This is a genomic window from Streptomyces avidinii, from assembly GCF_045161815.1.
Lineage (GTDB): Bacteria > Actinomycetota > Actinomycetes > Streptomycetales > Streptomycetaceae > Streptomyces > Streptomyces avidinii.
Genome location: NZ_CP108863.1, coordinates 7418848 through 7443386, shown reverse-complemented (window position 1 = coordinate 7443386; position 24539 = coordinate 7418848). Strand labels below are relative to the sequence as shown.

At 70.1% G+C, this 24539-nt stretch carries 25 protein-coding genes; 15 read left to right on the top strand and 10 right to left on the bottom strand.

Annotated elements, in window-relative coordinates; translation table 11 throughout:
* The first annotated feature begins 151 nt into the window (after nt 1–151).
* Together OG373_RS33510 and OG373_RS33505 are read left to right on the top strand one after the other, a co-directional pair.
* The gene (locus OG373_RS33510) at nt 152–328 is read left to right on the top strand and encodes a hypothetical protein (RefSeq protein WP_405442229.1); all 177 of its coding nucleotides are present in this window, start codon (nt 152–154) and stop codon (nt 326–328) included.
* A gap of 476 nt (nt 329–804) precedes the next feature.
* Nucleotides 805–1827 (top strand): PucR family transcriptional regulator, encoded by a 1023-nt coding sequence (locus OG373_RS33505; RefSeq protein ID WP_405442228.1) that lies wholly within the window; start codon nt 805–807, stop codon nt 1825–1827.
* A gap of 1 nt (nt 1828) precedes the next feature.
* Here OG373_RS33505 and OG373_RS33500 read toward each other — a convergent pair whose 3' ends face one another.
* Genes OG373_RS33500 through OG373_RS33490 form a run of 3 tightly spaced genes read right to left on the bottom strand, consistent with a single transcriptional unit; the run spans nt 1829 to nt 4849 of the window.
* Nucleotides 1829–3127 carry an SLC13 family permease gene (locus OG373_RS33500; RefSeq protein ID WP_405442227.1) on the bottom strand — a complete coding sequence of 433 codons (1299 nt, stop codon included), beginning with the start codon at nt 3125–3127 and terminating at the stop codon, nt 1829–1831.
* Nucleotides 3124–3597: a CBS domain-containing protein gene (locus tag OG373_RS33495; protein WP_405442226.1), complete on the bottom strand. Its 474-nt coding sequence runs from the start codon at nt 3595–3597 to the stop codon at nt 3124–3126. The genes OG373_RS33500 and OG373_RS33495 overlap by 4 nt, the downstream gene beginning before the upstream one ends.
* The gene (locus OG373_RS33490) at nt 3584–4849 is read right to left on the bottom strand and encodes a cation:proton antiporter (protein WP_405442225.1); all 1266 of its coding nucleotides are present in this window, start codon (nt 4847–4849) and stop codon (nt 3584–3586) included. Before OG373_RS33490 ends, OG373_RS33495 begins: the two co-directional genes overlap by 14 nt.
* Before the next feature lie 196 nt (nt 4850–5045).
* Between OG373_RS33490 and OG373_RS33485 the strand changes: the two genes are divergently transcribed.
* On the top strand, nt 5046–5255 hold the full coding sequence (locus OG373_RS33485) for a hypothetical protein (protein WP_405442223.1): 210 nt from the start codon (nt 5046–5048) through the stop codon (nt 5253–5255).
* A gap of 47 nt (nt 5256–5302) precedes the next feature.
* Here the strand turns inward: OG373_RS33485 and OG373_RS33480 are convergent, their stop codons facing one another.
* Together OG373_RS33480 and OG373_RS33475 are read right to left on the bottom strand one after the other, a co-directional pair.
* Nucleotides 5303–5893 carry a TetR/AcrR family transcriptional regulator gene (locus OG373_RS33480; protein WP_405442222.1) on the bottom strand — a complete coding sequence of 197 codons (591 nt, stop codon included), beginning with the start codon at nt 5891–5893 and terminating at the stop codon, nt 5303–5305.
* A 31-nt stretch (nt 5894–5924) separates the two neighbouring features.
* The gene (locus OG373_RS33475; protein ID WP_405442220.1) at nt 5925–7418 is read right to left on the bottom strand and encodes an FAD-dependent monooxygenase; all 1494 of its coding nucleotides are present in this window, start codon (nt 7416–7418) and stop codon (nt 5925–5927) included.
* Nucleotides 7419–7698: 280 nt separating this feature from the next.
* Here OG373_RS33475 and OG373_RS33470 point away from each other — a divergent pair, with 280 nt between their 5' ends.
* The 4 genes from OG373_RS33470 to OG373_RS33455 all read left to right on the top strand — a co-directional run bounded on the left by OG373_RS33470 (nt 7699) and on the right by OG373_RS33455 (nt 15846).
* Entirely contained in the window at nt 7699–8301 is a 603-nt protein-coding gene (locus OG373_RS33470) for a hypothetical protein (RefSeq protein WP_405442219.1), read from the top strand.
* Between the two features lie 48 nt (nt 8302–8349).
* Nucleotides 8350–10413: an SPFH domain-containing protein gene (locus OG373_RS33465; RefSeq protein ID WP_405442218.1), complete on the top strand. Its 2064-nt coding sequence runs from the start codon at nt 8350–8352 to the stop codon at nt 10411–10413.
* A gap of 117 nt (nt 10414–10530) precedes the next feature.
* Nucleotides 10531–15420: a DNA repair ATPase gene (locus tag OG373_RS33460; protein WP_405442216.1), complete on the top strand. Its 4890-nt coding sequence runs from the start codon at nt 10531–10533 to the stop codon at nt 15418–15420.
* Nucleotides 15421–15516: 96 nt separating this feature from the next.
* A complete protein-coding gene (locus OG373_RS33455; protein ID WP_405442214.1) occupies nt 15517–15846 on the top strand; it encodes a TfoX/Sxy family protein in 330 nt (109 codons plus the stop codon).
* Here the strand turns inward: OG373_RS33455 and OG373_RS33450 are convergent.
* Nucleotides 15803–16306: an SRPBCC family protein gene (locus tag OG373_RS33450; protein WP_405442213.1), complete on the bottom strand. Its 504-nt coding sequence runs from the start codon at nt 16304–16306 to the stop codon at nt 15803–15805. The genes OG373_RS33455 and OG373_RS33450 overlap by 44 nt on opposite strands.
* Nucleotides 16307–16769: 463 nt before the next feature.
* On the opposite strand from OG373_RS33450, the gene OG373_RS33445 reads away from it, so the two are divergent.
* The 8 genes from OG373_RS33445 to OG373_RS33410 all read left to right on the top strand — a co-directional run bounded on the left by OG373_RS33445 (nt 16770) and on the right by OG373_RS33410 (nt 22766).
* The gene (locus tag OG373_RS33445; protein ID WP_405442211.1) at nt 16770–18317 is read left to right on the top strand and encodes an alanine/glycine:cation symporter family protein; all 1548 of its coding nucleotides are present in this window, start codon (nt 16770–16772) and stop codon (nt 18315–18317) included.
* Between the two features lie 249 nt (nt 18318–18566).
* The gene (nhaA, locus tag OG373_RS33440) at nt 18567–19874 is read left to right on the top strand and encodes a Na+/H+ antiporter NhaA (protein WP_405442210.1); all 1308 of its coding nucleotides are present in this window, start codon (nt 18567–18569) and stop codon (nt 19872–19874) included.
* Between the two features lie 16 nt (nt 19875–19890).
* Nucleotides 19891–20154: a hypothetical protein gene (locus tag OG373_RS33435; RefSeq protein WP_405442209.1), complete on the top strand. Its 264-nt coding sequence runs from the start codon at nt 19891–19893 to the stop codon at nt 20152–20154.
* 895 nt (nt 20155–21049) lie between these two features.
* Complete coding sequence (locus OG373_RS33430; protein ID WP_405442207.1) at nt 21050–21445, top strand: NAD-dependent epimerase/dehydratase family protein; 396 nt, start codon at nt 21050–21052, stop codon at nt 21443–21445.
* A gap of 305 nt (nt 21446–21750) precedes the next feature.
* Entirely contained in the window at nt 21751–21927 is a 177-nt protein-coding gene (locus OG373_RS33425) for a hypothetical protein (RefSeq protein ID WP_405442206.1), read from the top strand.
* A gap of 19 nt (nt 21928–21946) precedes the next feature.
* Nucleotides 21947–22411, top strand: coding sequence for an ATP-binding protein (locus tag OG373_RS33420; RefSeq protein ID WP_405442204.1), 465 nt, complete (start codon nt 21947–21949; stop codon nt 22409–22411).
* Nucleotides 22408–22611, top strand: coding sequence for a hypothetical protein (locus OG373_RS33415; protein ID WP_405442202.1), 204 nt, complete (start codon nt 22408–22410; stop codon nt 22609–22611). The genes OG373_RS33420 and OG373_RS33415 overlap by 4 nt, the downstream gene beginning before the upstream one ends.
* Nucleotides 22608–22766, top strand: a complete 159-nt coding sequence (locus OG373_RS33410; protein ID WP_405442200.1) for a DUF6126 family protein — start codon at nt 22608–22610, stop codon at nt 22764–22766. The genes OG373_RS33415 and OG373_RS33410 overlap by 4 nt, the downstream gene beginning before the upstream one ends.
* Before the next feature lie 151 nt (nt 22767–22917).
* Here OG373_RS33410 and OG373_RS33405 read toward each other — a convergent pair whose 3' ends face one another.
* The 4 genes from OG373_RS33405 to OG373_RS33390 form a co-directional block, all read right to left on the bottom strand.
* Nucleotides 22918–23253 (bottom strand): helix-turn-helix transcriptional regulator, encoded by a 336-nt coding sequence (locus OG373_RS33405; RefSeq protein ID WP_190620183.1) that lies wholly within the window; start codon nt 23251–23253, stop codon nt 22918–22920.
* Between the two features lie 175 nt (nt 23254–23428).
* Complete coding sequence (locus OG373_RS33400; RefSeq protein ID WP_405442197.1) at nt 23429–23650, bottom strand: alkylphosphonate utilization protein; 222 nt, start codon at nt 23648–23650, stop codon at nt 23429–23431.
* A gap of 46 nt (nt 23651–23696) precedes the next feature.
* Nucleotides 23697–24107: an anti-sigma factor antagonist gene (locus tag OG373_RS33395; RefSeq protein WP_405442195.1), complete on the bottom strand. Its 411-nt coding sequence runs from the start codon at nt 24105–24107 to the stop codon at nt 23697–23699.
* Between the two features lie 16 nt (nt 24108–24123).
* Nucleotides 24124–24528, bottom strand: coding sequence for an ATP-binding protein (locus tag OG373_RS33390; RefSeq protein WP_405444288.1), 405 nt, complete (start codon nt 24526–24528; stop codon nt 24124–24126).
* Between the last annotated feature and the right edge of the window lie 11 nt (nt 24529–24539).

Sequence of the window (24539 nt, the reverse complement as noted above, 5' to 3'; positions counted from 1 at the left end):
TCACCCTCACCCTCGGCGACAAGGTCGCCCATCAGGTCTTCACCGCCAGGCACAGCCTGCGGCGTGAGCGGTGAGGTGGGGTCATTTACCCCCGCCTCACGATATGGGAGCCTGAGGCCATCACCTGTTCCTCCCCTCCAGGAGACACACCATGCCCCGACCTTCGTCCGGCGGGCCGGTGTCACCCCTGCTCGTCTTCGGCGCGGTCCTCACCGCCGCCGGCGCCGTCCTGTACCTGTATCCCGGCCCCGGCCTGCCGCTGCTCGCCCTCGGTGCCCTCGCCCTGGCGGCCTCGGCCGCGGTGTGGCTCTCTTCCCGACAGCACTGACTTCCTGGAGCCCACCGACGACGTAGTCGTGTCACCGGGAGGTATCCGGCCCGGGCATACGGGTCACCTTGAATGCGGAATCGATTCCGTCCGGAGAGGGACCCGGAGGTGCAGAAACGACGCGGCGTCGGAAGAAATTCACAACCTCGCCGGCGTCACCTTCTGGCGCGACCGCTTCGGCGTCTCTTTCGGTGCGGCCATCTTCGGAGGAGTGTGACCCACCGCCGCCCGGATACCGCCCCCCATTTCCATGGTTCGGCATCCGGGCTGCGGCGCGTTCCCCCGTGCACTGATCATGCCGTCCTCCTCGTCCGAAGCACACTGCCGATAACCGGCAGTCTTTACGCGCTCCTGATGCCGGTGCCAGTGGCCCCCGCAACGCGTGGCACTCTGGTGCCCGCGTCAAGAAGGCGTCATGGGCGCGTCAGGACTGGGGGAAGAGCGTGACGGACCGAACGGCAACGGCGGATTATTTGATGGGGTATGCCGACATCCTGACCGCGGCCTGTGCCACCGGACGCCGTCTCAACCGGGACGAGCTGGAATCCCGCCGGACAGAGGGAGAGCGTGCCGCAGACAGCGGACTCCCGCTGCGCGGCCTGATACGCGACCACTTGGCGGCGGCACAGACCGTGCAGCCCGTCCCTTCGCGGCCCGGGCCGCTCCTGGCTGTAGTGGAGCAGGCCGTCGACGCTTTCGTGGAGGGGTACGAGCGCGCCCAGCACCAGGCCGTCCGCCAGGAGGAGGCCGCGCGCCGCGAGTTCATCGACGACCTGCTGTACGGCGGCAGCGATCTCGGCCGCCTCGCCGAGCGGGCCGAACGCTTCGGCCTGCGCCTGTCACAGGCCCACGCCGTGGCCGTAGCGGCCGGACCCGAACCGTACGGAGACGGCTTCCGCGTCGCCCGGGGCATCGAGACGGCGGTCCTGGCCCGCTTCCCCGGGCGGCAGATCCTGCTGACCACGAAGGAGGGCCGGCTGATCTGCTTGGCCCCCGGGGACCAGCCCGACGTACTGGCCTTCTTCGCCAAGCAGGCCTACGCGGCCACCGACGGCGGCAAGGTCGCCATCGGCCGCTCCCACCCCGGCGCCGGCGGGGTCGTCCACTCCTACGAGGAAGCCCTCGGCGCCCTGGACCTCGCCGAGCGCATGGGCTTCGACGGGCCCGTACTGCACGCCGCCGACCTGCTCGTCTACCCGGTCCTGACCCGCGACCGGCAGGCCATGGCCGACCTGGTGGAGAGCACGCTCGGCCCCCTGCGCTCGGCGCGCGGCGGCGCCCAGCCCCTCATCGACACGCTCACCGCCTATTTCGACAGCAGCTGTGTGGCGACGGAGGCCGCACGCCGCCTGTCGCTGAGCGTGCGGGCCTTCACCTACCGCCTGGAGCGCATCCACTCCCTCACGGCAGCCGACCCGGCCGACCCGCTGAACCGCTACACCCTCCAGACCGCGGTGATCGGCGCACGTCTCCTCGGCTGGCCCGGAGACACGGCCTGACCTACGCGAGGGCGAAGTAGCGCAGCCAGAGGTAGAGGGCGGATACGGCGACGGTCACCACGGTCACGACGAGTCCGTACTTGGTGAACTCCCAGAAGCTGATGGGGTGGCGGTTGCGTTCGGCGATGCCGAGGACGACGACGTTGGCAGAGGCGCCGATGGCGGTGGCGTTGCCTCCCAGGTCGGCGCCCAGGGCAAGGGCCCACCACATCACGTGGTCGGGGTCGCCACCCATGTCGGTGACCAGTTCGCTGGTGATGGGGGCCATGGTGGCCACGTAGGGAATGTTGTCGACGACCCCGGAGAGCACCGCCGAGCCGCCCAGCAGGAGCATGGAGCCGCCGAGTTCGTCCCCTCCGATCGCGTCCGCGAGCGACCCGGCGAGCCCGCTGATCACACCGGTCTCGATGAGGGCGCCGACCATGACGAACAGGCCCGCGAAGAAGGCGAGGGTGGGCCATTCCACCTCACCGAGGACCTCTCCGGTCTCCACCTTCGAGATCGCGATGAGCAGGCCGGCTCCGAGGAGCGCGACGACGCTCGGCTCGTAGTGGAGGACCGGGTGCAGCACGAAGCCGGCGACGACCAGCGCGAGTACGCCCAGCCCTTGTACCAGGAGCCGGGGTTCGGTGATCGCTTCCCGCTCGCGCAGCTCCATGATCTCCGCGGCCCGCTTCTCGTCGTAGACGAAGTGCTTGGCGAACATGACCCGGCAGAGCAGCACGAGGATCGCCACCAGCACGACACACAACGGGGCGAGGTGGACCAGGAAGTCGTTGAAGGTGAGCCCTGCCCGGCTGGCGATGATGATGTTCGGCGGATCACCGACGAGCGTGGCCGTGCCGCCGATGTTCGAGGCCAGCACCTCCGCGATCAGGAAGGGCACGGGGGAGAGCCGCAGCCGGTCGCAGACCAGCAGTGTCACCGGTGCGACGAGCAGCACGGTGGTGACGTTGTCGAGCAGGGCCGAGGCCATCGCCGTGATGACGACCAGCATGGCCATCACCCGGAAGGGCCGGGCCCTTGCCTTCTTCACCGACCAGATCGCCAGGTACTCGAAGAGCCCGGTCCGTCTGAGCACGCCGACGATCATCATCATGCCCATGAGCAGGAAGATGACGTTCCAGTCGATGCCCGTCTCGTCGGAGTGGAAGGCGGCACCGTCGTCGGTGGCGCCGATCGCCAGCATCAACCCCGCTCCGCCCAGCGCTGCGGCGACGCGGTGCACCTTCTCGCTGATGATCAGGGCGTACGCGCCGGCGAAGACGGCGACGGCGGCCCAGCTCTGCCAGTCGCTCACACCTGGCCGCCCGCCGCGAGGAAGTGCCGCATCAGGGCCGCGGCCGTCACCACCCCGACGAGGCGTACCCGGTCCGCCCCGCCGCCGTGCTCGACAACGGCGACGAGCGGGACGTGCGTGCGGGCCATGACCGCGGCGATCTGGAGCACTCCCGCGTCCGGGCCGACGTAGGGAGGCTTGAAGGTCCGGCGCGGGAGCCACTCCGAGACCGTCAGGCCCGCCAGTTCCTCGGCAAGGTCGTCCGCGTGCCGGTCGTCGATCACGGCGGCGAGCAGCGGGTCTTCCATCACGTACTCGGGCACCAGCTGCCCCACCAGCTGGGAGCCGGGCACGACGGCGTACGGAACACCGTCGGTGTCGAGCACCAGCAGGGCGGGCAGGTTCCGCTCCGCCAGCAACCGCACCGCGTCGGCTGCGGGCGCGTCGGTGGTCACGTGGGGGTAGGGCTCGGCGAGATCACGGGCTGGCATGGTGCTTCTCCTGATCGGGTGTGTCGCGCGGAACGGGGACGCGGATCCGGTCCCGGTGGTCGTCGTCGGACGGGATGCCCGCGAGGTCGTCGACGTGGAAGAGCCGGGCGATGGGGACGTCGGTGCTGCTGTGGGCGATGATCGAGAAGGCGATGCAGACGGCGATGAGGGTGTACGCCGCCTCGCCCTGCGGGATGCCGGCCTGGAGGACGAGGAGGCCGTAGACGACGGAGGCGAAGCCCTTGGGCCCGAACCAGGCTGCGACGAGCTTTTCGCGCCTCTCGATGCGCGCGCCCAGGAGCGATACGAGCAGCGACGCCGGTCGGATCAGCACGATGGCCAGCACGACGGCTGAGTAGCCGCCCGCCGAAAGGTCTCCGAAGAGGGCCGGGGTCAGCAGGGCGCCGAAGACCAGCAGCGCCGCGAACTTCGCGAGCTCCGCCAGCGCTTCGCCGAGCGGTTCGAAGGCCGTCTTCGACTCGGGCGAGACCGAGGCGAGCACCGCTCCGGCCGAGAACGCAGCCAGGTAGGGGTTGGCGTGGGTCAGGTGGCAGGCCGCGTAGAGGATGATCCCGGTCGCCAGCGGCAGCAGCGGCTGGAGCTTCGGTTCGGCTCCGAGGAGGCGCAGGCGCACCAGTCCCGCGACCGCGAGCGGCAACACGATGCCGAGGACGAGGCCCAGGGCGAGTTCGAGGGCTATCTCGCCCACCGACGACCGCGCCTGCCCGGCGGTGGGGCCGGCGGCGGCGATCAGGATCAGGACGACGGGCAGGGCGAGGCCGTCGTTGATCCCGCTCTCGACATTGAGCAGCTGACGCAGCTTCGCCGGCACTTCCTTGCGCCCCACGATCGCCGAGGCGAAAACGGGGTCGGTGGGGGCCAGCACCGCGCCGACCAGGAACGACGTCGTCCAGTCCAGCCCGACCAGGTAGTGGGTGATCAGCGCCATGCCGGCCATGGCGAGGGGCATCCCCAGCCCCAGCGCCCGGGCGGGGTTCTTCCAGTTCCGGCGCAATGCGGGGAAGGCGACGTGCATGCCGTCCGTGAAGAGGACGGCGAACAGCGCCAGGTCGGCCGTTACGCCCACGATCTCGCTGTCGGAGGTGATGTGGACGATCCCGAGGAATCCGTCACTGACCAGAGCCCCGCCGAGAAGGAAGAGGAGGGAGGTCGACAGCACGGTTCGGGCGGCGAGGCCGGACAGCAACACGGCGACGAGGAGAGCAATACCGAATACAACGACGAGCACCATGGCGTGCAGCCCCGATCTACGAAGAGAGTCGTCCCCTGTTCGCCGACCAGACTTCCCGGCACGCCGTCAGGTACTTTATACGTTCCTTACGGCTCGTTAACGGGTCCCTGACAGCAAAGTGACCTCCAGCTGCCTGCCGGGCTCCGGCAGGTCGGCGCGGCACACCGCACTTCCCAGGAACGAAGGCTGATCCCACATGCCGGACGCCAACACCCTCGCCCGTCTCAGCAAGCACGTCACCGAGTTCCGTATGGCCGTCTTCGCCCTCGGCGTCGGTTCGGCGTTCACCGTGGCCGGCGGAACCTTGTACGCCGTCCAGGCCTACGGATTCCGGGAATTGGCAATCGGCCTGTCCCTCCTCATCACGGGCCTCGTCATGCTGGGGTCGGGCACCGTGAAGCGTTGAGAACGTCGCCCCTGAAGTTGCCCGCACGGGCTACTCGGCGGCGGACGCTACGCCGGACGCAGGGCGCGGAAGGCCTCGTCGGCCAAGGACGGCAGGTCGCAGGCGCCGTCGCTCTCGACCCAGGCCGCGAGCGCGCTGGTGACGGCGGCGAGGCCCGCCCCCGCGATCACGCGGGTGCTCAGTTCGCTCTCCGCCGGGGTGCGTGCGCGCAGGGCTCCGGCCAGCATCAGCTGGGTGGCGTACTGGTTGTCCCAGGTCCGTGCGCGCAGGGCGGGCGTCTCGAACACCAGGCGGGTGCGGGCGAGGAGGGCCTCGCGGTCGCTCGCGTAGACGGCCTCCAGGCCGTGCACCAAGGCATTGCGGAGCGCGGTGAGGCTGTCCTCGCCCTCCGGCCGCTCCTCGACGAGGCGGACGATCAGCGGATCGTAGTCGTCGTTCTCGACCACGGCTTCCTTCGTCGGGAAGTGCCGGAAGAAGGTCATGTGGGAGACCCCAGCCGCGGCGGCGATCTCCTCGACGGTGGTGTTCTGGTACCCCTGGGTCAGGAAGAGGCGCAGCGCCTGTTCCTGGATCGTCCGGCGGGTGTGGGCCTTCTTGCGCTCGCGCAGTCCGGGGGGCGGTGCGGGGTGGGACGTCATGGATCTGCGGCCTCCGGGGCGCCTGTCGTGGTCACTGCCTGCCGCTCACGAGTATGCGCGTGAGTGCCTCGTCGAGGGCTGATGGGGAAGCTCCCCGCCAGGCGAGATGGCCGTCGGGCCGTACCAGGGCTGCGTTGCCCCGGTGGGCGTCGGGCACCCGGAAGATGGCGACGGATCCTGCTCCGAGGTGGCGGTCTGCGACGGCCTCCCACTCCCCCGTCGTCCCGCCGCTCGGAGTCAGCAGGCCCCAGCGGGCGGGCAGTTCCCCGTAGAGCCGGGTGGCCGTGCCGTCCGCCCGGGTGCAGGTGAGGTCGGGAACGCGGTCTCCCGGGCGGAGGCCGCGACTGTACGGTGCGCCGCCGCCGAGGGGACCGGTCCGGTAGGTCAGGGTCAGCTGGGAGGACTTCTCCCAGAGCAGCCGCTGCACGAGAGGCCGGCCGAGCAGCGGCACGAAGGCGTGGTCGCGCAGCACCCTCGCCCACCAGGTCCGTCCCAGGATCATGCCGGTCATGGCGCTGGTGGACTTCAGTACCTCGGCAGCCACCGGCCTGCGCTCCGCCTCGTAGGTGTCGAGCAGGCTCCCGCCGGCGCGGCCGGTCGCGACCAGCGCCAACTTCCATGCCAGGTTCTCGGCGTCGCCGAGGCCCGTGTTCATACCCTGCCCTCCGAACGGGCTGTGGATGTGGGCCGCGTCGCCCGCGAGCAGCATCCGGCCCTGCCGGTAGGTGGAGGCCAGGCAGCGGTGGATCTTGAAGGTGGACGTCCAGTGGGCGTTGCGGACGACCGAGGAGGGGATGTCGGCCTCCTGGGCGAGCAGGTCGCACAGGACAGGCAGTGGATCGTCGGCGGCTCCGTCGGGTGCGGGGGCCATCAGCCGCCACAGGTCCTCGCCGGGAAGCGGGAAGGCCCCGAGCATGCGGTCGCCGCGCAGCCAGACCGCCACCGTGTCCCTGGGCACGGGCAACCGGGCCGTCACGTCGGCCAGGAGGAAGCGCTCGACCACGGGCACCCCCGGGAACGCGATTCCGGCGGCCCTGCGGACACGGCTGTGCGCGCCGTCGCAGCCCACCAGCCAGTCGGCGTGGATCTCCCGGTCCGCGAGGCGGAGCAACACCCGTTCACCGTTCTGGCTCGCGTCGAGGAGCTCGCAGCCCCATTCGACGTCGACGCCGAGGGCGGCGAGGCGTGCGCGGAGCCGGGCCTCGACGTCGGACTGCGACATGAGCAGGCCGGGCCGCGTCACCCGCTTCGTCGGCTGCCCCACCCGGAGGCGCGCGAGCGGTTTGCCGTCGACGTACGTGAGGACCTGCCCGATCCGTACCGACTGCTCGGGGAGATCCGCGAGGGCCCCGAGGCGGTCGAGCACCTCCGCTCCGCGCGGCTGCAAACCCAGGGCCCGTGAGGTCACCGCCGGTCGGGGAGCCTTGTCCAGCAGCCGCACGGAGACTCCTGCGAGCCGGAGCCCTACCGCCGTCGCGAGTCCGGTCGGCCCGGCCCCGACCACCACGACCGTCGGAGAGTTCATCCCACCACCCCTTCAGTTAGTGACTAACATTAGTTACACACTAACTCCAAATGCTCCGGGCGTACAGCCACACCGACACCTGTGCGCCCGGCGAGATCCGCTCGGCATCAAGAACGCGTAAAGACTGCCGGGCTACGGCAATGCGGACGCGCCCGCAAGCCCGGCAGGATCGGGCAGGGGGAATCCGGAGGAACGGCTCAGATGCCGGGATCCGGAAGCGGAACGTATTCACGCACCGCCGCCCCCCGTGCCGCAGACGCCTACCACGGGAGGGGACAGGATGAGCGAGTTCACCGCCGCAGCGCTCGGCTTCCCCACGGGCATCTTCACGATCGCCCTGGCCGTGGTCCTCGTCTTCTGGCTGCTCGTACTGTGCGGCGGCGTCGAGCACGACGCGCTGGATTCGGCCGTCGGAGCCTCGGCACTCGGGGCTCCCGGTGTCCCTCTGACCGTCCCGGCCTCGCTGTTCGTCGCGGTGGCCTGGTTCGCCGGTCTCGCCGGCACCGTCCTGCTCGACCGCCTCGGTCTCGGCGGCGGCAGTTCCCTGGTCCTGCTGGCCGTGTCGCTCCTCGTGGCCCGCTCCGTCACCGGCGCCCTCGCCCGCCCGCTGCGCCTGCTGTTCCAACCCGACGATCCGCAGCCGTCCCGGCAGGACTTCATCGGCCGCGTCGCGACGATCCGAACCGGCCGCGTGGACGCACGGTTCGGACAGGCCGAGGTGACCGCGGACGACGGCTCGACCGCCGTGGTCCAGGTCCGCCAAGCCGGCTCCGACCCCATGCCGCTGGGCAGCCCGGGGCTGCTCTACGCCTACGACGAACCCGGCGAGTTCTTCTGGGTCGCCCCGTACGACAGCGCACTCGATCCGCGCACCGTCGGCTGAGCCCCGCCGCCACGCTCCTCATCTCACCTTCTTCGCAAGGACTTCACCATGGATGCCATATCCCTGGGCCTCGGCGTGCTCGTCGCCGTTGTCCTGCTCATCGCCCTCGCCCTGCTCCTCATCGTCAGCCGCCTGTTCCGCAAGGTCGAACAGGGCAAGGCGCTGATCGTCTCGAAGATGCGGAAGGTCGACGTGACCTTCACCGGGCAGGTCGTCCTGCCCGTCCTGCACAAGGCCGAGGTCATGGACATCTCGGTGAAGACCATCGACATCACCCGCACCGGCCGCGACGGTCTCATCTGTCAGGACAACATCCGCGCGGACATCCGCATCTCCTTCTTCGTCCGCGTCAACAAGACGGTCGAGGACGTCATCAAGGTCGCCCAGGCCATCGGCACCCAGCGGGCGAGCGACAAAGACACGCTCCAGGAGCTGTTCAACGCGAAGTTCTCCGAGGCGCTGAAGACCGTCGGCAAGCAGCTCGACTTCGCCGATCTCTACACCAAGCGCGACGAGTTCCGCGACCGGATCATCGCCGTCATCGGGACCGACCTCAACGGCTACAGCCTGGAGGACGCGGCGATCGACTACCTGGAGCAGACGCCGCTGAGCCAGCTCGACAGCGCGAACATCCTCGACGCCCAGGGCATCCGGAAGATCACCGAGCTGACCGCCATCGAGCACGTGCGGACGAACGAGTTCCAGCGCACGGAGGAGAAAGAGATCACGCGGCAGAACGTCGACGCCCGCGAGGCGATCCTGGAGCTGGAGCGTCGCCAGGCCGACGCCGAGATCAGGCAGCGGCGCGAAATCGAAACCGTACGAGCAAAGGAGGAGGCGGAGACCGCCAAGGTCATCGAGGAGGAGCGGCTGCGCGCCCAGAGTGCCTTCCTGCGTACGGAGGAGCAGCTCGGCGTCCAGCGCGAGAACCAGGCGCGTGAGGTGGCGGTCGCCGCGAAGAACCGCGAACGGGTCATCGCCGTCGAGAGCGAGCGCATCGAGAAGGACCGGCAGCTGGAGGTCATCGCCCGGGAGCGGGAGACGCAGCTGACGCGCATCGCCGCCGACAAGGAGGTCGAGACCGAGAAGCGGGACATCGCCGAGGTCGTGCGCGAGCGGGTCGCGGTGGACCGTACGGTCGCCGAGCAGGAGGAGTCGATCAAGAAGCTGCGTGCCGTGGAGGAGGCCGAACGCCACCGCCAGACAGTTGTCATCGCCGCCGAGGCGGAGGCCCAGGAGCGCCTGGTCAAGGACATCAAGGCCGCCGAGGCGGCGGAGGCCGCGGCCGTACACCGGGCCGCCGAGCAGCTCACCCTGGCCGAAGCCCGGGTGAAGACCGCCGACCTCGACGCCCGGGCCAAACTCCGCCTCGCGGAGGGCGTCCAGGCGGAGACGGCGGCACCCGGACTGGCCGCCGTACAGGTCCGGGAGAAGGAAGCGGACGCGATCGAGAAGACCGGGCTGGCGGAAGCACACGCCACCGAGGCCCGGCTGAAGGCGCAGGCCGAAGGCACCCGGGCGCAGGCGAGCGCCGACGCGGCGATGATCGGGGAGAAGCTGAAGGCGGAGGCCGCGGGTCTGACGGAGAAGGCCGCTGCGATGGCCGCGCTGGACGAGGCTTCCCGCGGGCACGAGGAGTACCGGCTGCGGCTGGCGGCCGAGAAGGAGGTCCGGCTGGCCGGTCTCGACGTCCAGCGGCAGGTCGCCGAGGCCCAGGCCATGGTGGTCGCGGCCGGGCTGGAGAAGGCCGACATCAACATCGTCGGCGGCGACTCCGTCTTCTTCGACCGTCTCGTCTCCTCGATCTCGCTCGGCAAGGGCATCGACGCCTTCGTCCAGCACTCCGACACCGCCCAGGCGCTCGCGAAGCCCTGGCTGGACGGCACGTCCGACTTCACGGAGGACGTCACGCGGGTCCTCGGCTCGGTCTCGACCTCCGACGTGCAGAACCTGACCGTGTCCGCGCTGCTCATGAAGCTGATGCGGGGCGGCGGCGCCCAGTCCAAGCAGCTCGGCGAGCTGCTGGACAAGGCGGGGCAGTTGGGCCTGGCCGACATGCCCCTCGCGAAGTTGAGCGCCGGCCTCAACGGCTCGGCCAACGCCAAGTCCTGATCCGGATCTCTCGGACCCCCGCACGTCCGGGGCCGCCGTGCACCCCTCGGCGGTCCCGGCACGCTCCACCACCCGAGCACGCCGAAGACCCCGTACGCACCCGCAGGGAGCCACATCATGACCAGCACGTCCTCCATGGACGCGGGCACCTACGAGGTGCTGCGCGACCGGCTCGCCGCGCAGGCCGGTGAGCTGGCCCGGCGGGCCGAGGCGCTCAACACCCGCCGTGCCGAGGAGTTCGGCTCCACCGGGCTGAGCCTCGAAGCCACCGAGCGCATCCGCACCGCGCACAACTGCACCCCGCGCGACATCGTGGCCGTCGGGGACCGCCTGCTCTTCGGCTACCACGCTTCCCTCCCCGGCCTGAAGCCCGAGACCGATGTGGCCGATGTGTTCGCCCTGCACGGCCGCGACCTGGAACGACTGCCCGAGGACGCGGTACCCGGCCTGCTCGACGACCCCGGCTTCCTCAGGGAGTTCGCGGCCCTCCACCGCTACTACCGTGCGACCCGCCTGCTCCGGCTCCGCCTCGTCGACGGGAAGCTGCTGGCCGTCTTCCGGACCGGCGAGGCGAGCGAGGACATCCGGGTCCTGCGCTGGGCCCTGGAGGACGACGGGTCGGCGACGTTCCTGGACGGCCGGGGCGAGCGCGATCACATCCTTCCGCCCTCCCATGACTTCGAGTGGACCGCGACGACCCGCGAGGACCACGTCCTGGGCCGCCACCCGCACGTGTCGGTCGAGGGCGAGGTCTTCGTCGCCACGGTCGGCGGCACGCTCACCGTCAAGACCGAGGACGACACCGAGACGGGCGAGGGGATCCACTCCGAGCCCGTCGACGAACCGCTCCAGTCCCTCGCCGACGCGGACATCGAGTACACGCGCCTCGGGCCGCTGATCCTGCTGCGCGTACGCCCGTACAAGGAGGAAGCCCGGCGCCACCTGGTCTTCAACACCGTGACCAGGACCGTCGTACGCCTCGACGGTATCGGCCGGGCCGCCCGCCGGCTGCCCGAGGACCAGGGAATCGTCTTCCCCGGCGGCTACTGCCTGGCCTCCGGCGTCTCCAAGACCTTCGACACCCCCACCGAAGGGCTGGAGTACGAGCGGACGGTGCGCTCCCCCAACGGCGAGGACGTGCTGTACGCCTTCCACTCACGGGCCGACGGCCGCAGCCTGCTGCTCCCGTACAACGTCATCCGCAAGGAGATCGCCGCCCCCATCTCCTGCAACGGCCACGCCCTCTTCGACGACGGCGGACTGCTGGTGCTGCGCACCGACTCCGACGAGCCGGCTCGCGTGCACCCGGTCCAGCGCTGGAGTTCCCCCTTCGTCTCCGACACCTACGCCGCGTCCCGGCCCGTCGGCGCCGGCGCGCTGGCCCGTGTGGGGAACGCCGACCTCGTCCGCGGCATCTCGGACTGCCTCTCCGTCGCCGCCACGGCTTCCGGGACGACCCGGACCACCGCCGGGTACGAGACCCTCGTCGCCGCCTGCATCCGGGCCGCCGACCAGTACCACTGGCTGGAGGACCCGGACCTCGGTGACCTGCTCACGCCCTTGGGCGAGGTCCGTGTCACCGCCGAACAGGTGCTGGCCGAGTTCGAGACCGTACAGGCCCTGACCCGGCAGGCCGCCGACGCCTTGGCCGAGGCAGCGGAGGGGACCGTCTCGCTCGTACGGCGCCTGCGCGGCGAGGCGCCCCGCAGCACCGGCGACTGGGTGGACCGCCTGACCGAACTGCGCCGTGCGCACGGGCACCTGCTCACCCTCAAGGAGCTGCGGTACGCGGACACGGACCGGATCGACGAACTGGCTGCCGAGACCGAGGGTGACATCGCTTCCTTCGCCGGCCGGGCCGTGGCCTTCCTCGCGCGCGAGGACGCCTTCGCCGACTACCACGAGGAGACCGGACGGCTCACCGCCGAGGCCACCGCAATCGCCACCACCGCCGAGGCGGCTCCCCTCGCCGCCCTCCTCGACGGACAGAGCGGAAGCCTGGAAACCGTCACCGAGGTCGTCGCCGGACTCGACATCGCGGACGCCACCGTCCGCACGTCGATCCTGGAGCGGATCGCCGAGGTCCTCGGCGGCGTCAACCGGGCCCGCGCCACCCTCGACGCCCGCCGCCGGGAACTGCGCGCGCACGAGGGGCGGGCCGAGTTCGCCGCCGAGTCCGCCCTGCTGGGCCAGGCGGTCACCGGGGCGCTCGCCGTCGCGGACAGCCCGGAGGCGTGCGACGATCAGCTGTCCCGGCTCCTGCTACGGCTGGAGAACCTGGAGTCGCGGTTCGCGGAGAGCGACGGATTCCTCGCCGAACTGGCGGCCAAGCGCACCGAGGTCTACGACGCGTTCTCCGCCCGCAAGCAGACCCTGCAGGACGCCCGGGCCCGGCGCGCCGAGCAGCTGGCCGACTCCGCCGCCCGGGTCCTGAAGACCGTCGCCCGCCGGGCGGCCACGCTCGCCGACACCGACGCGGTCAGCACTTTCTTCGCCTCCGACCCGATGGTCGCCAAGGTCCGCCGCACGGCCGACGAACTGCGGGAACTGGGCGAGGGGACCCGCGCCGAAGAGATCGACGGACGGATCAAGGCCGCGCGGCAGGAGGCCGGCCGCGCGCTGCGCGACCGCACCGAGCTCTACGCGGACGGTGGCAGGACGGTCCGGCTCGGCCGCCACCGCTTCGCGGTCAACACCCAGCCGCTGGACCTCACCCTGGTCCCGCAGGGCGACACCCTGGCCTTCGCCCTCACCGGCACCGACTACCGCTCCCCGGTCACCGATCCGGAGTTCGCGGCCACCCGCGCCTACTGGGGTCAGTCGCTGCCCTCCGAGAACGCCGATGTCTACCGCGCCGAGTACCTCGCCGCACGCCTGCTCACCGAGCACGGACCGGCCGCCCTCGCGGAGACCGACCTCCCGGACCTCGTCCGCCGCGCCGCCGAAGCCGCGTACGACGAGGGCTACGAGCGCGGGGTCCACGACCACGACGCCACCGCCATCCTGACCGTACTGCTGCGCCTGCACGAAGCGGCGGGCCTGCTGCGCTACCCGCCCGCGGCCCGCGCCGAGGCCCAGCTGTTCTGGGCCCACCACACGACCGTCGAGGAGCGGGCCACCTGGACCCGCCGTGCCACCTCGCTCGCCCGTATCCGGGACGCGTTCGGAGCGCCGCCCGCGATCGCCGAGTTCCGGGCCGAACTGGCAGCCGCCATCGAAGGCCCCGGCAGCGCCTCGGCCGCCGAGTACCTCTTCGAGGAACTGGCCGACGGCCGGGGCGACTTCGTCACGAGCACGGGCGCCCGCACCCTGCTGGAGAAGTTCCGGCGGGCGGTCGGCACAGCCGCCTTCGACGAGGACCTCGCCGCACTGCCCGCCCTGGCTGACCGGCTCCAGCTCGCCGAGGCCTGGCTCACCTCGTACGCCGCCGCGACCGGAGAACCCCTCGCCCCCGGGGACCTCGCGGAGGCCGTGGCCGTCGAGCTCTGCCCGCACCTCGACCGCTACGAGTCGGACGCCCCCTTGGCCGGGACCGCCGAGGGCCTCCTCGGCCGTCACCCGCGCATCACCGGCCGGTCCCTCACCATACGGATCGACGAACTACTCGCTCGTACAAGGGAGTTCTCCACCGCAGCCATGCCCGGCTTCCGCGACTACCAGCGCCGGCGCGCGGCTCTGGTCGCCGCCGAACGCGCACGGCTCCGGCTGGAGGACTACCGGCCCCGAGTCATGTCCTCCTTCGTCCGGGGCCGCCTGCTCGACGAGGTGTTCCTGCCCCTCATCGGCGACAACCTCGCCAAGCAGCTCGGCACCACCAGGGAGACCAAGCGGACGGACAGCAACGGCCTGTTGCTGCTCATCTCCCCGCCCGGCTACGGCAAGACGACCCTCATGGAGTACGTGGCCGACCGCCTCGGCCTGGTCCTGGTCAAGGTGGACGGCCCAGCGCTCGGACACACGGTCACCTCGCTCGACCCGGCCGAAGCGCCGAACGCCACCGCCCGCCGGGAAGTCGAAAAGATCAACTTCGCGCTGGAGGCAGGGAACAACACCCTGCTGTACCTCGACGACATCCAGCACACCTCGCCGGAACTGCTCCAGAAGTTCATCTCACTGTGCGACGCCACCCGCCGCATGGAGGGTGTCCGGAACGGTGAGGCGCGCACCTACGACCTGCGTGGCAAGCGGTTCGCCGTCTGCATGGCCGGCAACCCGTACACCGAGTCCGGCCACCGCTTCCGCATTCCCGACATGCTCGCCAACCGCGCCGACGTCTGGAACCTCGGCGACGTCCTGACCGGCAAGGAGGATGCCTTCGCCACCAGCTTCGCCGAGAACGCCCTCACCTCCAACCCTGTCCTCGCCCCGCTCGCCGGCCGCGACCGCGCCGACCTCGACCTGCTGCTGCGCCTCGCCACAGCCGACCCGACGGCCAGCGCCGACCGATTGACCCACCCGTACGCCCCGGCCGAGCTGGAGCGGATCCTCGCCGTGCTGCGGCACCTGCTGATCGCCCGGGACACCGTCCTCGCGGTGAACGCCGCCTACATCACCTCGGCCGCCCAGAGCGAGGAAGCCCGCACCGAGCCGCCCTTCCTGCTCCAGGGCTCGTACCGGAACATGAACAAGATCGCCGCCCGGATCGATCCCGTCATGAACGACGCCGAGCTGGCAGCGGTGATCGAGGACCACTACACCGGCGAGGCCCAGACCCTCACCACCGGCGCCGAGGCCAACCTCCTGAAGCTCGCCGAACTCCGCTCCGCCCTCACACCGGAGCAGGCCGCACGCTGGACCGCGATCAAGACCGCCCACGTACGCGCGCAGACCCTCGGCGGCCCCGACGGCGACCCGCTCACCCGCGCGGTCGCAGCCCTCGGCCTCCTGGCGGACCGCGTGGCCTCCGTCGAATCCGCGATCACCCGGGCCACCGACCCCCGCCACGCCCTCGCCCATCCGGCGGCGCGGCACGCGGCTCCTCAGCAGCGGAGGTCGGAGAGGGACTGACCGCTCACCTCGACCCTCATGCCTCGCGTTCGCGCGCCGGCATCCCGGTGACGGGCCCGGCGTGCGGGCGACCGATCGGCGCAGGACAGTGAATCCGTGACCTACGACGAAGGGCTGGCCCAGCGGATCCGCGAGCGGCTCGGGGAGCGGCCCGACCTCACCGAGAAGCGGATGTTCGGCGGCCTCACCTTTCTGCTGCACGGCAATATGACGGTGGGCGTGGGCGGCGACGAGCTCATCGTCCGCGTGGGCCCCGAGGGAACCGAGCAGGCCCTCGCCCGCCCCGAGGCGCGCCCCATGGACTTCACCGGGCGTCCGATGCGGGGCTGGGTGACGGTGAGCGGCCCCGCTCTGGCTGAGGATGCCGTCCTGGAGCACTGGATCACGACGGCCACAGCCTTCGCCGCAACCCTTCCGCCCAAGTGAGGTCGGCGTTCAGCGGCGCGCCTCCAGGAGCGCCTTGAGGGCTGCCAGGTCCTTGCGCTGCGCGCGCCGTATGGCCGCCGCCATCACGGCGGCGCCGATCGAGGCGAACCCGCTGGGCTCTCCCCGATTGCGGAGGGGTCATGCGCGTGCGGTCCGCGTCCTCCCCGTACGGCTCCCAGGTGTAGGTCGTCTCCATGGGGAACGGGCCCTGCGCCGTACGCATCACCATCCGGCGCCCGGGCTCGTACGCGGTGATCTCGTACGTGTACGCCAGCCGCCTGCCGAGGAAGCGGGCGACGAACGCGACCTTGGAGCCGACCGCTACCGGGGGCGGGGTCAGCCAGTCGACGGACGTGATGTTGGAGTACCACTCGGGTGCGTTCGCGGGGTCGGCCGCGCAGGCGGCGACATGGCCGCACGAGGCGGCGATCACGGCTTCGGCCAGTACGTCGACCTTCATCGAGTCCTCCCGGACGGCGAAGCCGCCACCGCACATTTACGCTTCGCCAGGCCGTGCTCCAGGCTATCGGCGGAGCTCCTGGCCCGCTGGCACGGGCCGCGATGGGTGCATCGCGATCAGTCGGCAACCACCCGCGTTCGCTCAGCGGAACCTCAGATCCGGATAACGATCGGGTTACCGAACCTGCTGAAATGCGGCAAACCGACCAGCGATGTGATGTGGATCACTAAAGACTGCGTAAAGGCCGTGCTAAGAATGCGCAACTCCGCTTCCGGCCCACCCCTCGCCGTGCAGCGGATGGCCGGCACGCACCGGCTTTGCACGGCCAGGGAAGTCACGGTCCGAGTCCACAGACCGGGACGCCCTGGTTCGCCGATCGGACAACGGCGTTCGCTCCATGCCCGCCCGCACTCATACCGTCGCACCGCACTGCGCCGGTTCTGCGCCATCGAGGTAAAGCCTGATGTCACTCGACACCATCACCACCTCCGTAGACGAAGCCGTCAGCGGATTCTTCGAACCCATCGCCAAATGGCTCGGAGACATCGTCTTCTACTCGGTCCCCGTGGCCGGGACACAGCTTCCGCTGATCGTCGCCTGGCTGGTCGTGGCCGGCCTGGTCTTCTCCGGCTGGTTCGGGCTGGTGCAGATACGCAAGTTCCGCCTCGCGGTGAACGTGGTGCGCGGCAAGTACGACGAGAAGGGTTCGGCCGGCGAGGTCAACCACTTCCAGGCCCTGACCGCGGCCGTCTCCGGCACCGTCGGCCTCGGCAACATCGCGGGTGTGGCGGTGGCCGTCTCCATCGGTGGCCCGGGTGCCACCTTCTGGATGATCCTCTGCGGCCTGCTCGGAATGGCGACGAAGTTCGTCGAGGTCACCCTCGGCGTGAAGTACCGCGAGGTGCACGCCGACGGCACCGTCTCCGGCGGCCCGATGCACTACCTGCCCAAGGGCCTGGCCGACCGCTTCGGCGCCAAGGGCCTGAAGCTGGGCAAGGTGCTGGGTGTCCTCGCCTCCGCGATGATCCTCTTCTTCGGTCTCTTCGGCGGCAACCTCTTCCAGGTCAACCAGTCCTACGCCCAGCTCGTGTCCGTCACCGGCGGCGAGAGCGGCATGATGGGTTCCTCGGCGGGCGCGCTGTTCTTCGGCATTCTGATCGCCGCGATCGTCGGCGTCGTACTCCTCGGCGGCATCCGCTCGATCGCCTCCGTGACCAGCAAGCTCGTCCCGGCGATGGCGGGCATCTACATCGCCGCCTGCCTCGTGGTCATCCTGGTCAACGTCTCCGCGGTGCCGTCCGCGATCTCCTCGATCATCGAGGGCGCCTTCAATCCCGAGGGTGTCGCCGGTGGTGTCCTCGGTGCGCTGATCGTCGGCTTCAAGCGGGCCGCGTTCTCCAACGAGGCCGGTCTCGGCTCCGCGCCGATCGCGCACTCCGCGGTCAAGACCAAGCACCCCGCCAGCGAGGGCCTGGTCGCGCTGCTGGAGCCGTTCATCGACACCGTGGTCATCTGCACGATGACCGCCCTGACGATCGTCATCGCCAACCCGGCCAGCTGGGGCGAGGCCCGCAAGGGCGAAGGCGTCGGCGGCGTGACGATCACCTCGGACGCCTTCGGCACGGTCCTGCCCTGGTTCCCGTACATCCTCACCATCGCGGTGATGCTGTTCGCCATCTCCACCGTGCTGACCTGGGGCTACTACTGCATGAAGGCGTGGACGCACCTCTTCGGCCGCAGCAGGGCCAGCGAGCTGACCTTCAAGGTCTTCTACACGCTGTTCGCGGTCGCCGGTTCGCTGCTCACCCTGCAGACCCTGATCGACATGGCTGACGCGGTGCTGTTCATGCTCGCGGTCATCAACATCATCGGCCTGTACCTCCTGGCCCCCGTGGTCAAGCGGGAGCTGAACAACTTCCTCGAGTTCGTCCGCCGCCGCGACGCCGGCCTCGACACGGACACCGCAGCAAACGAGGACGAAGACCAGGAGCCGGTGAAGACCACCGTCTGACCGCCCCCGCGGCCCGGCTCCTGAGCGGGCTCGTACACACCTCGCACCTTGGTGTGTACGAGCCCGCTCGCATGCGTTCTTGCAGGTGAGAAGCCCTCTAGCGGGATCCGGACATCTCCCATAGGGTGTAAAGAACGCGTCAATCGGGGTGTCTGAGCCGCCCGGGACGCGCGGTGTGCCGGGAAGTCTGGTCGGCGTCCCAGGGGCCGTATGCCCATCTCCAGTCGACGCCCCGGAAGGCCCGTCATCATGAGCAGCCCGCGCCCCCGCATCGTCTTCGGTCTCATGCCGTGGCCGGAACGCCAGGCCATCGCCTCCGCCCTGCGCACCGAGACCGTCGGCGGCCTGGTCCTCCTCGCCGCAGCAGTCATCGCACTGATCTGGGCGAACAGCCCACTCAGCGGGACGTACGAGGCGATACGCGACTTCCACTTCGGCATACCCGCCCTCGGCCTGGAACTCTCCATCGGCCACTGGACCGCCGACGGCCTCCTCGCGGTCTTCTTCCTCGTCGCGGGCATCGAGCTGAAGCGGGAACTGGTCGTCGGCGAGCTGTGCACCCCCGCCACCGCCGCCCTCCCGGTCATCGCCGCGGTGTGCGGCATGGCGGTACCGGCCGCCCTGTACGCCATGACCGCGGGCCCCGGCGGCGGCAGCCTCGACGGCTGGGCCGTCCCCATGGCCACCGACATCGCCTTCGCGCTGGCCGTCCTCGCCGTCATCTCCACGCACCTGCCCGCCGCGCTGCGCGCCTTCCTCCTCACTCTCGCCGTGGTCGACGACCTCGGCGCCATCCTCATCATCGCGATCTTCTTCACCTCGGACCTGAACCTCTGGGCCCTCGGCGGAGCCTTCGCCGGTCTCGCCCTCTTCTACCTCCTCCAGCGACTCCGCGTGCGCGGCTGGTGGTGGTACGTGCCGCTCGGCATCGCGATCTGGGCCCTCATGTACAACGGCGGGGTCCACGCCACCGTCGCCGGCGTGGCCATGGGCCTGATCCTGCGCACCACCCGCGACAAGGGCGAGGAGACCTCCCCCGCGGCTCGCGTCTCGCACCTGCTGCACCCCTTCTCCGCGGGAATCGCGGTCCCCCTCTTCGCCCTCTTCGCAGCCGGCGTCAGCATCTCCGGTCCCGCCCTGGCGCAGGTGTTCACCAGCCCCGAACCGCTCGGCGTCGTCGTCGGCCTCGTCGTCGGCAAGGTCATCGGCATCTTCCTCGGCACGTACCTGGCCGCCCGCTTCACCAAGGCGGAACTCAACCCCGACCTGGCCTGGGCCGACGTGCTGGGCCTGTCCGTCCTCGCGGGCATCGGCTTCACCGTGGCCCTCCTCATCGGCGAACTCGCCTTCCCCGGCCAAGCAGTCGGCGAGCACGTCAAGGCAGCCGTCCTGATCGCCTCGGTCACCGCCGCGGTCCTGGCAGCCGTACTGCTGCGCCGCCGCAACGCCCTCTACAAGCGCCTGTACGAGGAAGAGAACGTCGACGCGGACGCCGACGGCATCCCCGACATCTACCAGCGCGACGAGGCAGACCAGCCCGCCGCTCAGCACAACTGACCGCACCGGAGACACCATGGCGATCACCCTGCTCGGCATCGTCATGGTGATGGCTGCCCTCGTCATCAGGACGGCAATCGCCGAAATCCGCCACCCCGGCAGTGGACGCAGCCAGTGGAAGTTCCTCACCGGCCCACGGGCCCTCGCTGCCGGAGCCCTCACCGCCCTGCTGCTCGGGCTCCTCGGCTGGGCAACCGCCGGACCCGTCGCAGCGGCCTGGGCCGTACTAGCAGGCGCACTTGTCGCCTACGTAGCCGGCAGTGGCGAGAAGGACGACTGATGGCGGCCGCCGCGCGTGGCCCAGGCCGGGGCGGCCCGGCATACGCGTCGGCCATGCCGACGAGCCGATCTTGTGGCCAGAGGCCGAACCGTGGCCGGTCTGCCACCCGTAGCCAACGCTCACAATGCTGCCCTGCCGGCGGCCATGCCGGCGCGCGCCACAGGCGCCTCGGACGTGGGGCAGGGGTAACACTGCTGGGCACCTGCACCTGATTCGTCCATGACAATCAAGCTGCATCGCCCATCTGTCGTTGGCGGGCCGCTGGTGGTGGGCTGGTGTGATCGCTGCATTCTGGATGGCTGGGGTGTTCACTGCCAACTGACTTCGTCCTGCCCGACCGGTCGCACCGCGAAAGCCTGATCCGCCCTGCTCCGACGCCGGGGACAACAGACTCCTCTCCCTGGACGAGGAACAGCAGCTGGGCCCGGCTTGCGGCCCCACGACCTAACGCCGTTCCTGCGCGGCTGGAGTCCGTGCGGCCCTGACCTCCGCCGACCACCCCGCTCCCGATCGCCCCCACAACACCCCACCGCTCCCGCAGCCTGCCTCTCCCGAGCGCCAGAACACCAAGATCCGGACCATGTCCGGACCAGCACCCTCCAAGGATTCGCAGACATCGCCGTTTTCGCTGGTCAGCATGGATACAGATGCTGTACCACCAGGAGACGAAGAACTTTTATATCAGCTATTCCCCGAAAGCAGTTGGGTTCTTCTAGAGCGCCAAGTCGAGCTCCCGGAAGGGAAATTGCACTCCTGAAATCAGTTCCGAAGCGTCACTCATCGACACAGGAGCATCACGCTAAGTGCGGAATGGGGTCGCTCAGTCACGCCTCCCGGACCAGTCACGGACCAGACTCCCGCCCGGGGGCGAGGCAGGCGACGCCCTCCGACACGCGTGGTGGCACGGCGTAGCGGGACGGCTCAGGCTCTGCAACTCGCTCCGCGGGGCACGCACAACGTCCTGGAAGCCGCCAGGTGCAACGGAATCGGGCGGGTGGTGCCGGCCGGCAGCAACCTCATGACCGGCTTCTACCCGACGCAGCACCTCACCGGGCCACAGGAGCCCGTACACCCGGACGGCCTGTACGGGGTGAACAAGGTCGCGGTCGAGGCTCTGGGGCGCCTGTACGCGGACAAGTGCGGGCCGTCCGCCGCCTTCCTGCGCATCGGCAGCTTCGAGCAGGCACCCACCGAGCCCCGCCACCTGGCGACGTGGCCGAGTCCCCGCGACACCGTCGGCTACGTCAAAGCCGTGCTCACAGCGACTGCGTCGATCCGGGCTTCACCCTGAAGACTGTGGTCGATTGCCGGTCGGATCCGGTCCGCCAGGTAGGCGATGTGCGGCGGTCACCGAGAACGTCCGCCGGGTCCGGGCACGCCTCGCCGCGAGCCGGACCTCGCCGCCGAGCCGGACCTCGCCGCCCGGGTCGACGATGGCTGCCTGGCCGCAGTCGGCGCCCGCTACGAGCTGACCCGCCAGATGGTACGCAAGGTGCCCTGATCATCCACGGCCGGTGAACATCCCAACGGTCCCAGGCTAGACTTGCAGAGTTATGCAATTTACTAGTTCTAGATATGATGGACGGGGGTCGCGGTGTGGCCGGGTTCGAGGAAGCGGCGCTGGAACGGGTCCGTGTGGCGCGGGCTCGTCTCCAGGCTGCACAGGAAGCTGACGATGCCTTCGAGGAGGCACAGGCCGCGGAGGAGCTGGAGGACGCATTGCGCGTGGCCCACGATCACGGCGTTGCCACCGAAGCCGGAGACAGCCGGTGAACCAGACAGTGCCACTGGCGTGTCCGAGGCGTCGGTGACGGCCCGGCACCCCAGCGGGCAGCCGGCCGTCGAGGCGCTCAAGCACGTGTGGACGGTGCCGCTGGTGCCGGGTTCCGTGCGGGCCGCGCGCGAACGCAGCGAACGGTCCCTGGTCCTCTTCGGCCTGGAGAGCTCCAGCGCGCTCTTCGGCGCCGTGCTCCTGGTGGTCAGCGAGCTGGTGGCCAACGCCGTCCGGCACGCTCAGGACTCCCCGGATGCGGAGGTAACTCTCCACATGGCCGAGCACCTGCTCGTGGTCTCGGTCGAGGACCTGGACCCGCGCCCGATCACGCCGGCCGATGCTGGTCGGACCTCCGGGCAGGGGCTGCGCACGGTGGCTGACCTGGCGCGCATGTTCGGCGGCGACGTCCGTATCGAGCCTTCCTCCGACGGGCACGGCAAGACGGTGGTCGTCCGCTTCATCCTGCCGGAAGGCACACCGTGACCAGCAGGAACCAAAGGGATGTACAGCTGTACGAGATCACCTACCTCGGAACCGGCCACGAGCCGGAGGTTCGCACGGTAGAGGCCTGCGAAGTCGCGGCCGTCATCGAGTACGCCGGCGAACACGGCACGCAGGTCCGCGTCCGCCCGTGCCGCCGCCCGGTCGAGGAGCCGAGCACCAGGAAGGAAGACGCGTCATGACGGTCAACCCGCCCGAGAGAGACATGGCGGCGGAGCACGAGAAGTGGAAGGAGAAGGGCGTTGCGATGCGGGCCTTCTTCTACATCTTCGGCACGCACGTGTTCGCCGGGTTCATCTGGTTGCTGTTCTACCTGGGGCAGCACGCCCAGAAGTGAGGCCGGGACCGAAATGGGGCCCGCACGCCTGCGGCGCAGGTTCGGCATATGTAGGGAGCGGCCGTCTTCCGGTGTCAGAAGCGCGTTGAACCCGCACTGACGGAAGACGGCCGCCGTATGTGGGGTGCGGGTCCCGCAGGGCCGGCACCGTTCAGGCGTGGCGGCTGGCCTTGAGGTCGGCCAGTAGTTCGGCCTGGCCCTCCAGAACGCCGGAGAGGATGCTTCGGGCGACCCGCAGGAGCTCGACGATCTCGGGGTCGGTGAGCGCGTAGTACACGCTCGAGCCCTCCCGGCGGGTCACGACCAGGTTGGACTTGCGCAGCACGGCCAGCTGCTGGGAGAGGCTCGCGGCCTCCACCCCGACCTCGGGCAGCATCTCGGCGACCGCGTGCTCGCGCTCGGCCAGAAGTTCCAGGACGCGGATGCGGACCGGGTGCCCCAGCGTTTTGAAGAACTCCGCCTTCAGCTGGTACAGCGGTGTGCTCACCTGGGTACCTCTGTCGTGACTGCCCATCTCATCCACCCGGAACCGTTCCTTCGCAGAGGCATCCGTTCGCCCCTCTTCACACCTTGCGACCTCCACAATTGCAGACCCTTGCAACTCGCGGGACCCGGCGGGGCACCTTCGTGACGTTCGCCTCCCGCAGTGGGACCTTCGCCGGTCAGGCCTTCTTCAGGAACTCGGTCTTCAGGACCAGGCCCTTGACCTTCCTCGTGTTGCACTCGACCTCGCCCGGGCGGGAGGTGAGGCGGATGTTCTTGACCAGGGCGCCGCGCTTGAGGGTCTCGGAGGTCCCCTTGACCTTCAGGTCCTTGGTCAGGGTGACCGAGTCCCCGTCCTCCAGGACGGTGCCGTTGGAGTCCTTGAAGATGATGTCGCTCATGGTGCCGATGTCCTTCGTCTCTGATCTTGCGGATGGTGTGCCGGGTTCAGGTGAGGGCGGGTGCCTCGGGGGACTGCGGAGTGGGCCAGTCATCGGTGGTCCACTGCTTGACCGTCCCGTGGGCTCCGTGAGCGGCCAGAGCGGCGGCGAGGTCGCAGTGGACCGGGACGGGCGGGCAGGTCGCGTCCGGGACAAGGGAGCCGTCCGCCGGTATCGCGGCGAGCTCGAGCCGGCGCCCGCTCTCGGCGAGGCGGCGGGCGGCCCGGGCAACGGCGATCTGCCCGCCGGCCGACCAGCCCAGCAGGCCGGTCAGGTCCAGGATGACCGGGCCGGTGCCCCTCGCGATCGCCCAGCCGATGGCACCAGCGAACCGGTCGGTGGCGTCCGCGCCGAGATACCCGGCCAGGGACAGCACGCCCAGGTCCTGGCGGGTGGTGTAGCGCCATTCGATCGTCATCGTCAGCTCCTCGGCTTCACAGGGGAAGGGTGATCCAGATGGCCTTGCCGCGCCCGTCCGCGTCCGCCCGTACGACGGCGGTGCCGCCGAGTTCCATCGTCATTTCGACCACCATGGCCAGGCCGCTGCCCGGGGCGGTGGCGAGCGCCCCGAACAGGGCGGGCTGGTAGGGGTGGCGGTCGCGGACGGCGAACGCGAATGCACCCGGCCCGTGTGCGTAGGTGACCGTGATGATCGGGGACAGGACTGCAGCGTGGCGGACGGCGTTGGTGACCAGCTCGGCCAGGATCAGGAGAGTCGGCCCGACACTCGGGTGACGAAGACCCACCCCGCACTCGACGAGGACAAGCTCGGTGGTCTCGCGGGCGATGCGAACGGCGGCCCCCATGGCCGGCACGTCCAGCACGTGCCGGTAGGGCATCGCCTCGACCT

Bases quoted from the DNA above. Each gene is read 5' to 3' on its own strand.
- OG373_RS33510 (WP_405442229.1), top strand. From the start codon at position 152: ATGCCCCGACCTTCGTCCGGCGGGCCGGTGTCACCCCTGCTCGTCTTC.
- OG373_RS33505 (WP_405442228.1), top strand. From the start codon at position 805: ATGGGGTATGCCGACATCCTGACCGCGGCCTGTGCCACCGGACGCCGT.
- OG373_RS33495 (WP_405442226.1), bottom strand. From the start codon at position 3,597: ATGCCAGCCCGTGATCTCGCCGAGCCCTACCCCCACGTGACCACCGAC.
- OG373_RS33490 (WP_405442225.1), bottom strand. From the start codon at position 4,849: ATGGTGCTCGTCGTTGTATTCGGTATTGCTCTCCTCGTCGCCGTGTTG.
- OG373_RS33485 (WP_405442223.1), top strand. From the start codon at position 5,046: ATGCCGGACGCCAACACCCTCGCCCGTCTCAGCAAGCACGTCACCGAG.
- OG373_RS33480 (WP_405442222.1), bottom strand. From the start codon at position 5,893: ATGACGTCCCACCCCGCACCGCCCCCCGGACTGCGCGAGCGCAAGAAG.
- OG373_RS33475 (WP_405442220.1), bottom strand. From the start codon at position 7,418: ATGAACTCTCCGACGGTCGTGGTGGTCGGGGCCGGGCCGACCGGACTC.
- OG373_RS33470 (WP_405442219.1), top strand. From the start codon at position 7,699: ATGAGCGAGTTCACCGCCGCAGCGCTCGGCTTCCCCACGGGCATCTTC.
- OG373_RS33465 (WP_405442218.1), top strand. From the start codon at position 8,350: ATGGATGCCATATCCCTGGGCCTCGGCGTGCTCGTCGCCGTTGTCCTG.
- OG373_RS33460 (WP_405442216.1), top strand. From the start codon at position 10,531: ATGACCAGCACGTCCTCCATGGACGCGGGCACCTACGAGGTGCTGCGC.
- OG373_RS33450 (WP_405442213.1), bottom strand. From the start codon at position 16,306: ATGAAGGTCGACGTACTGGCCGAAGCCGTGATCGCCGCCTCGTGCGGC.
- OG373_RS33445 (WP_405442211.1), top strand. From the start codon at position 16,770: ATGTCACTCGACACCATCACCACCTCCGTAGACGAAGCCGTCAGCGGA.
- nhaA (WP_405442210.1), top strand. From the start codon at position 18,567: ATGAGCAGCCCGCGCCCCCGCATCGTCTTCGGTCTCATGCCGTGGCCG.
- OG373_RS33435 (WP_405442209.1), top strand. From the start codon at position 19,891: ATGGCGATCACCCTGCTCGGCATCGTCATGGTGATGGCTGCCCTCGTC.
- OG373_RS33410 (WP_405442200.1), top strand. From the start codon at position 22,608: ATGACGGTCAACCCGCCCGAGAGAGACATGGCGGCGGAGCACGAGAAG.
- OG373_RS33400 (WP_405442197.1), bottom strand. From the start codon at position 23,650: ATGAGCGACATCATCTTCAAGGACTCCAACGGCACCGTCCTGGAGGAC.
- OG373_RS33395 (WP_405442195.1), bottom strand. From the start codon at position 24,107: ATGACGATCGAATGGCGCTACACCACCCGCCAGGACCTGGGCGTGCTG.
- OG373_RS33390 (WP_405444288.1), bottom strand. From the start codon at position 24,528: ATGCCCTACCGGCACGTGCTGGACGTGCCGGCCATGGGGGCCGCCGTT.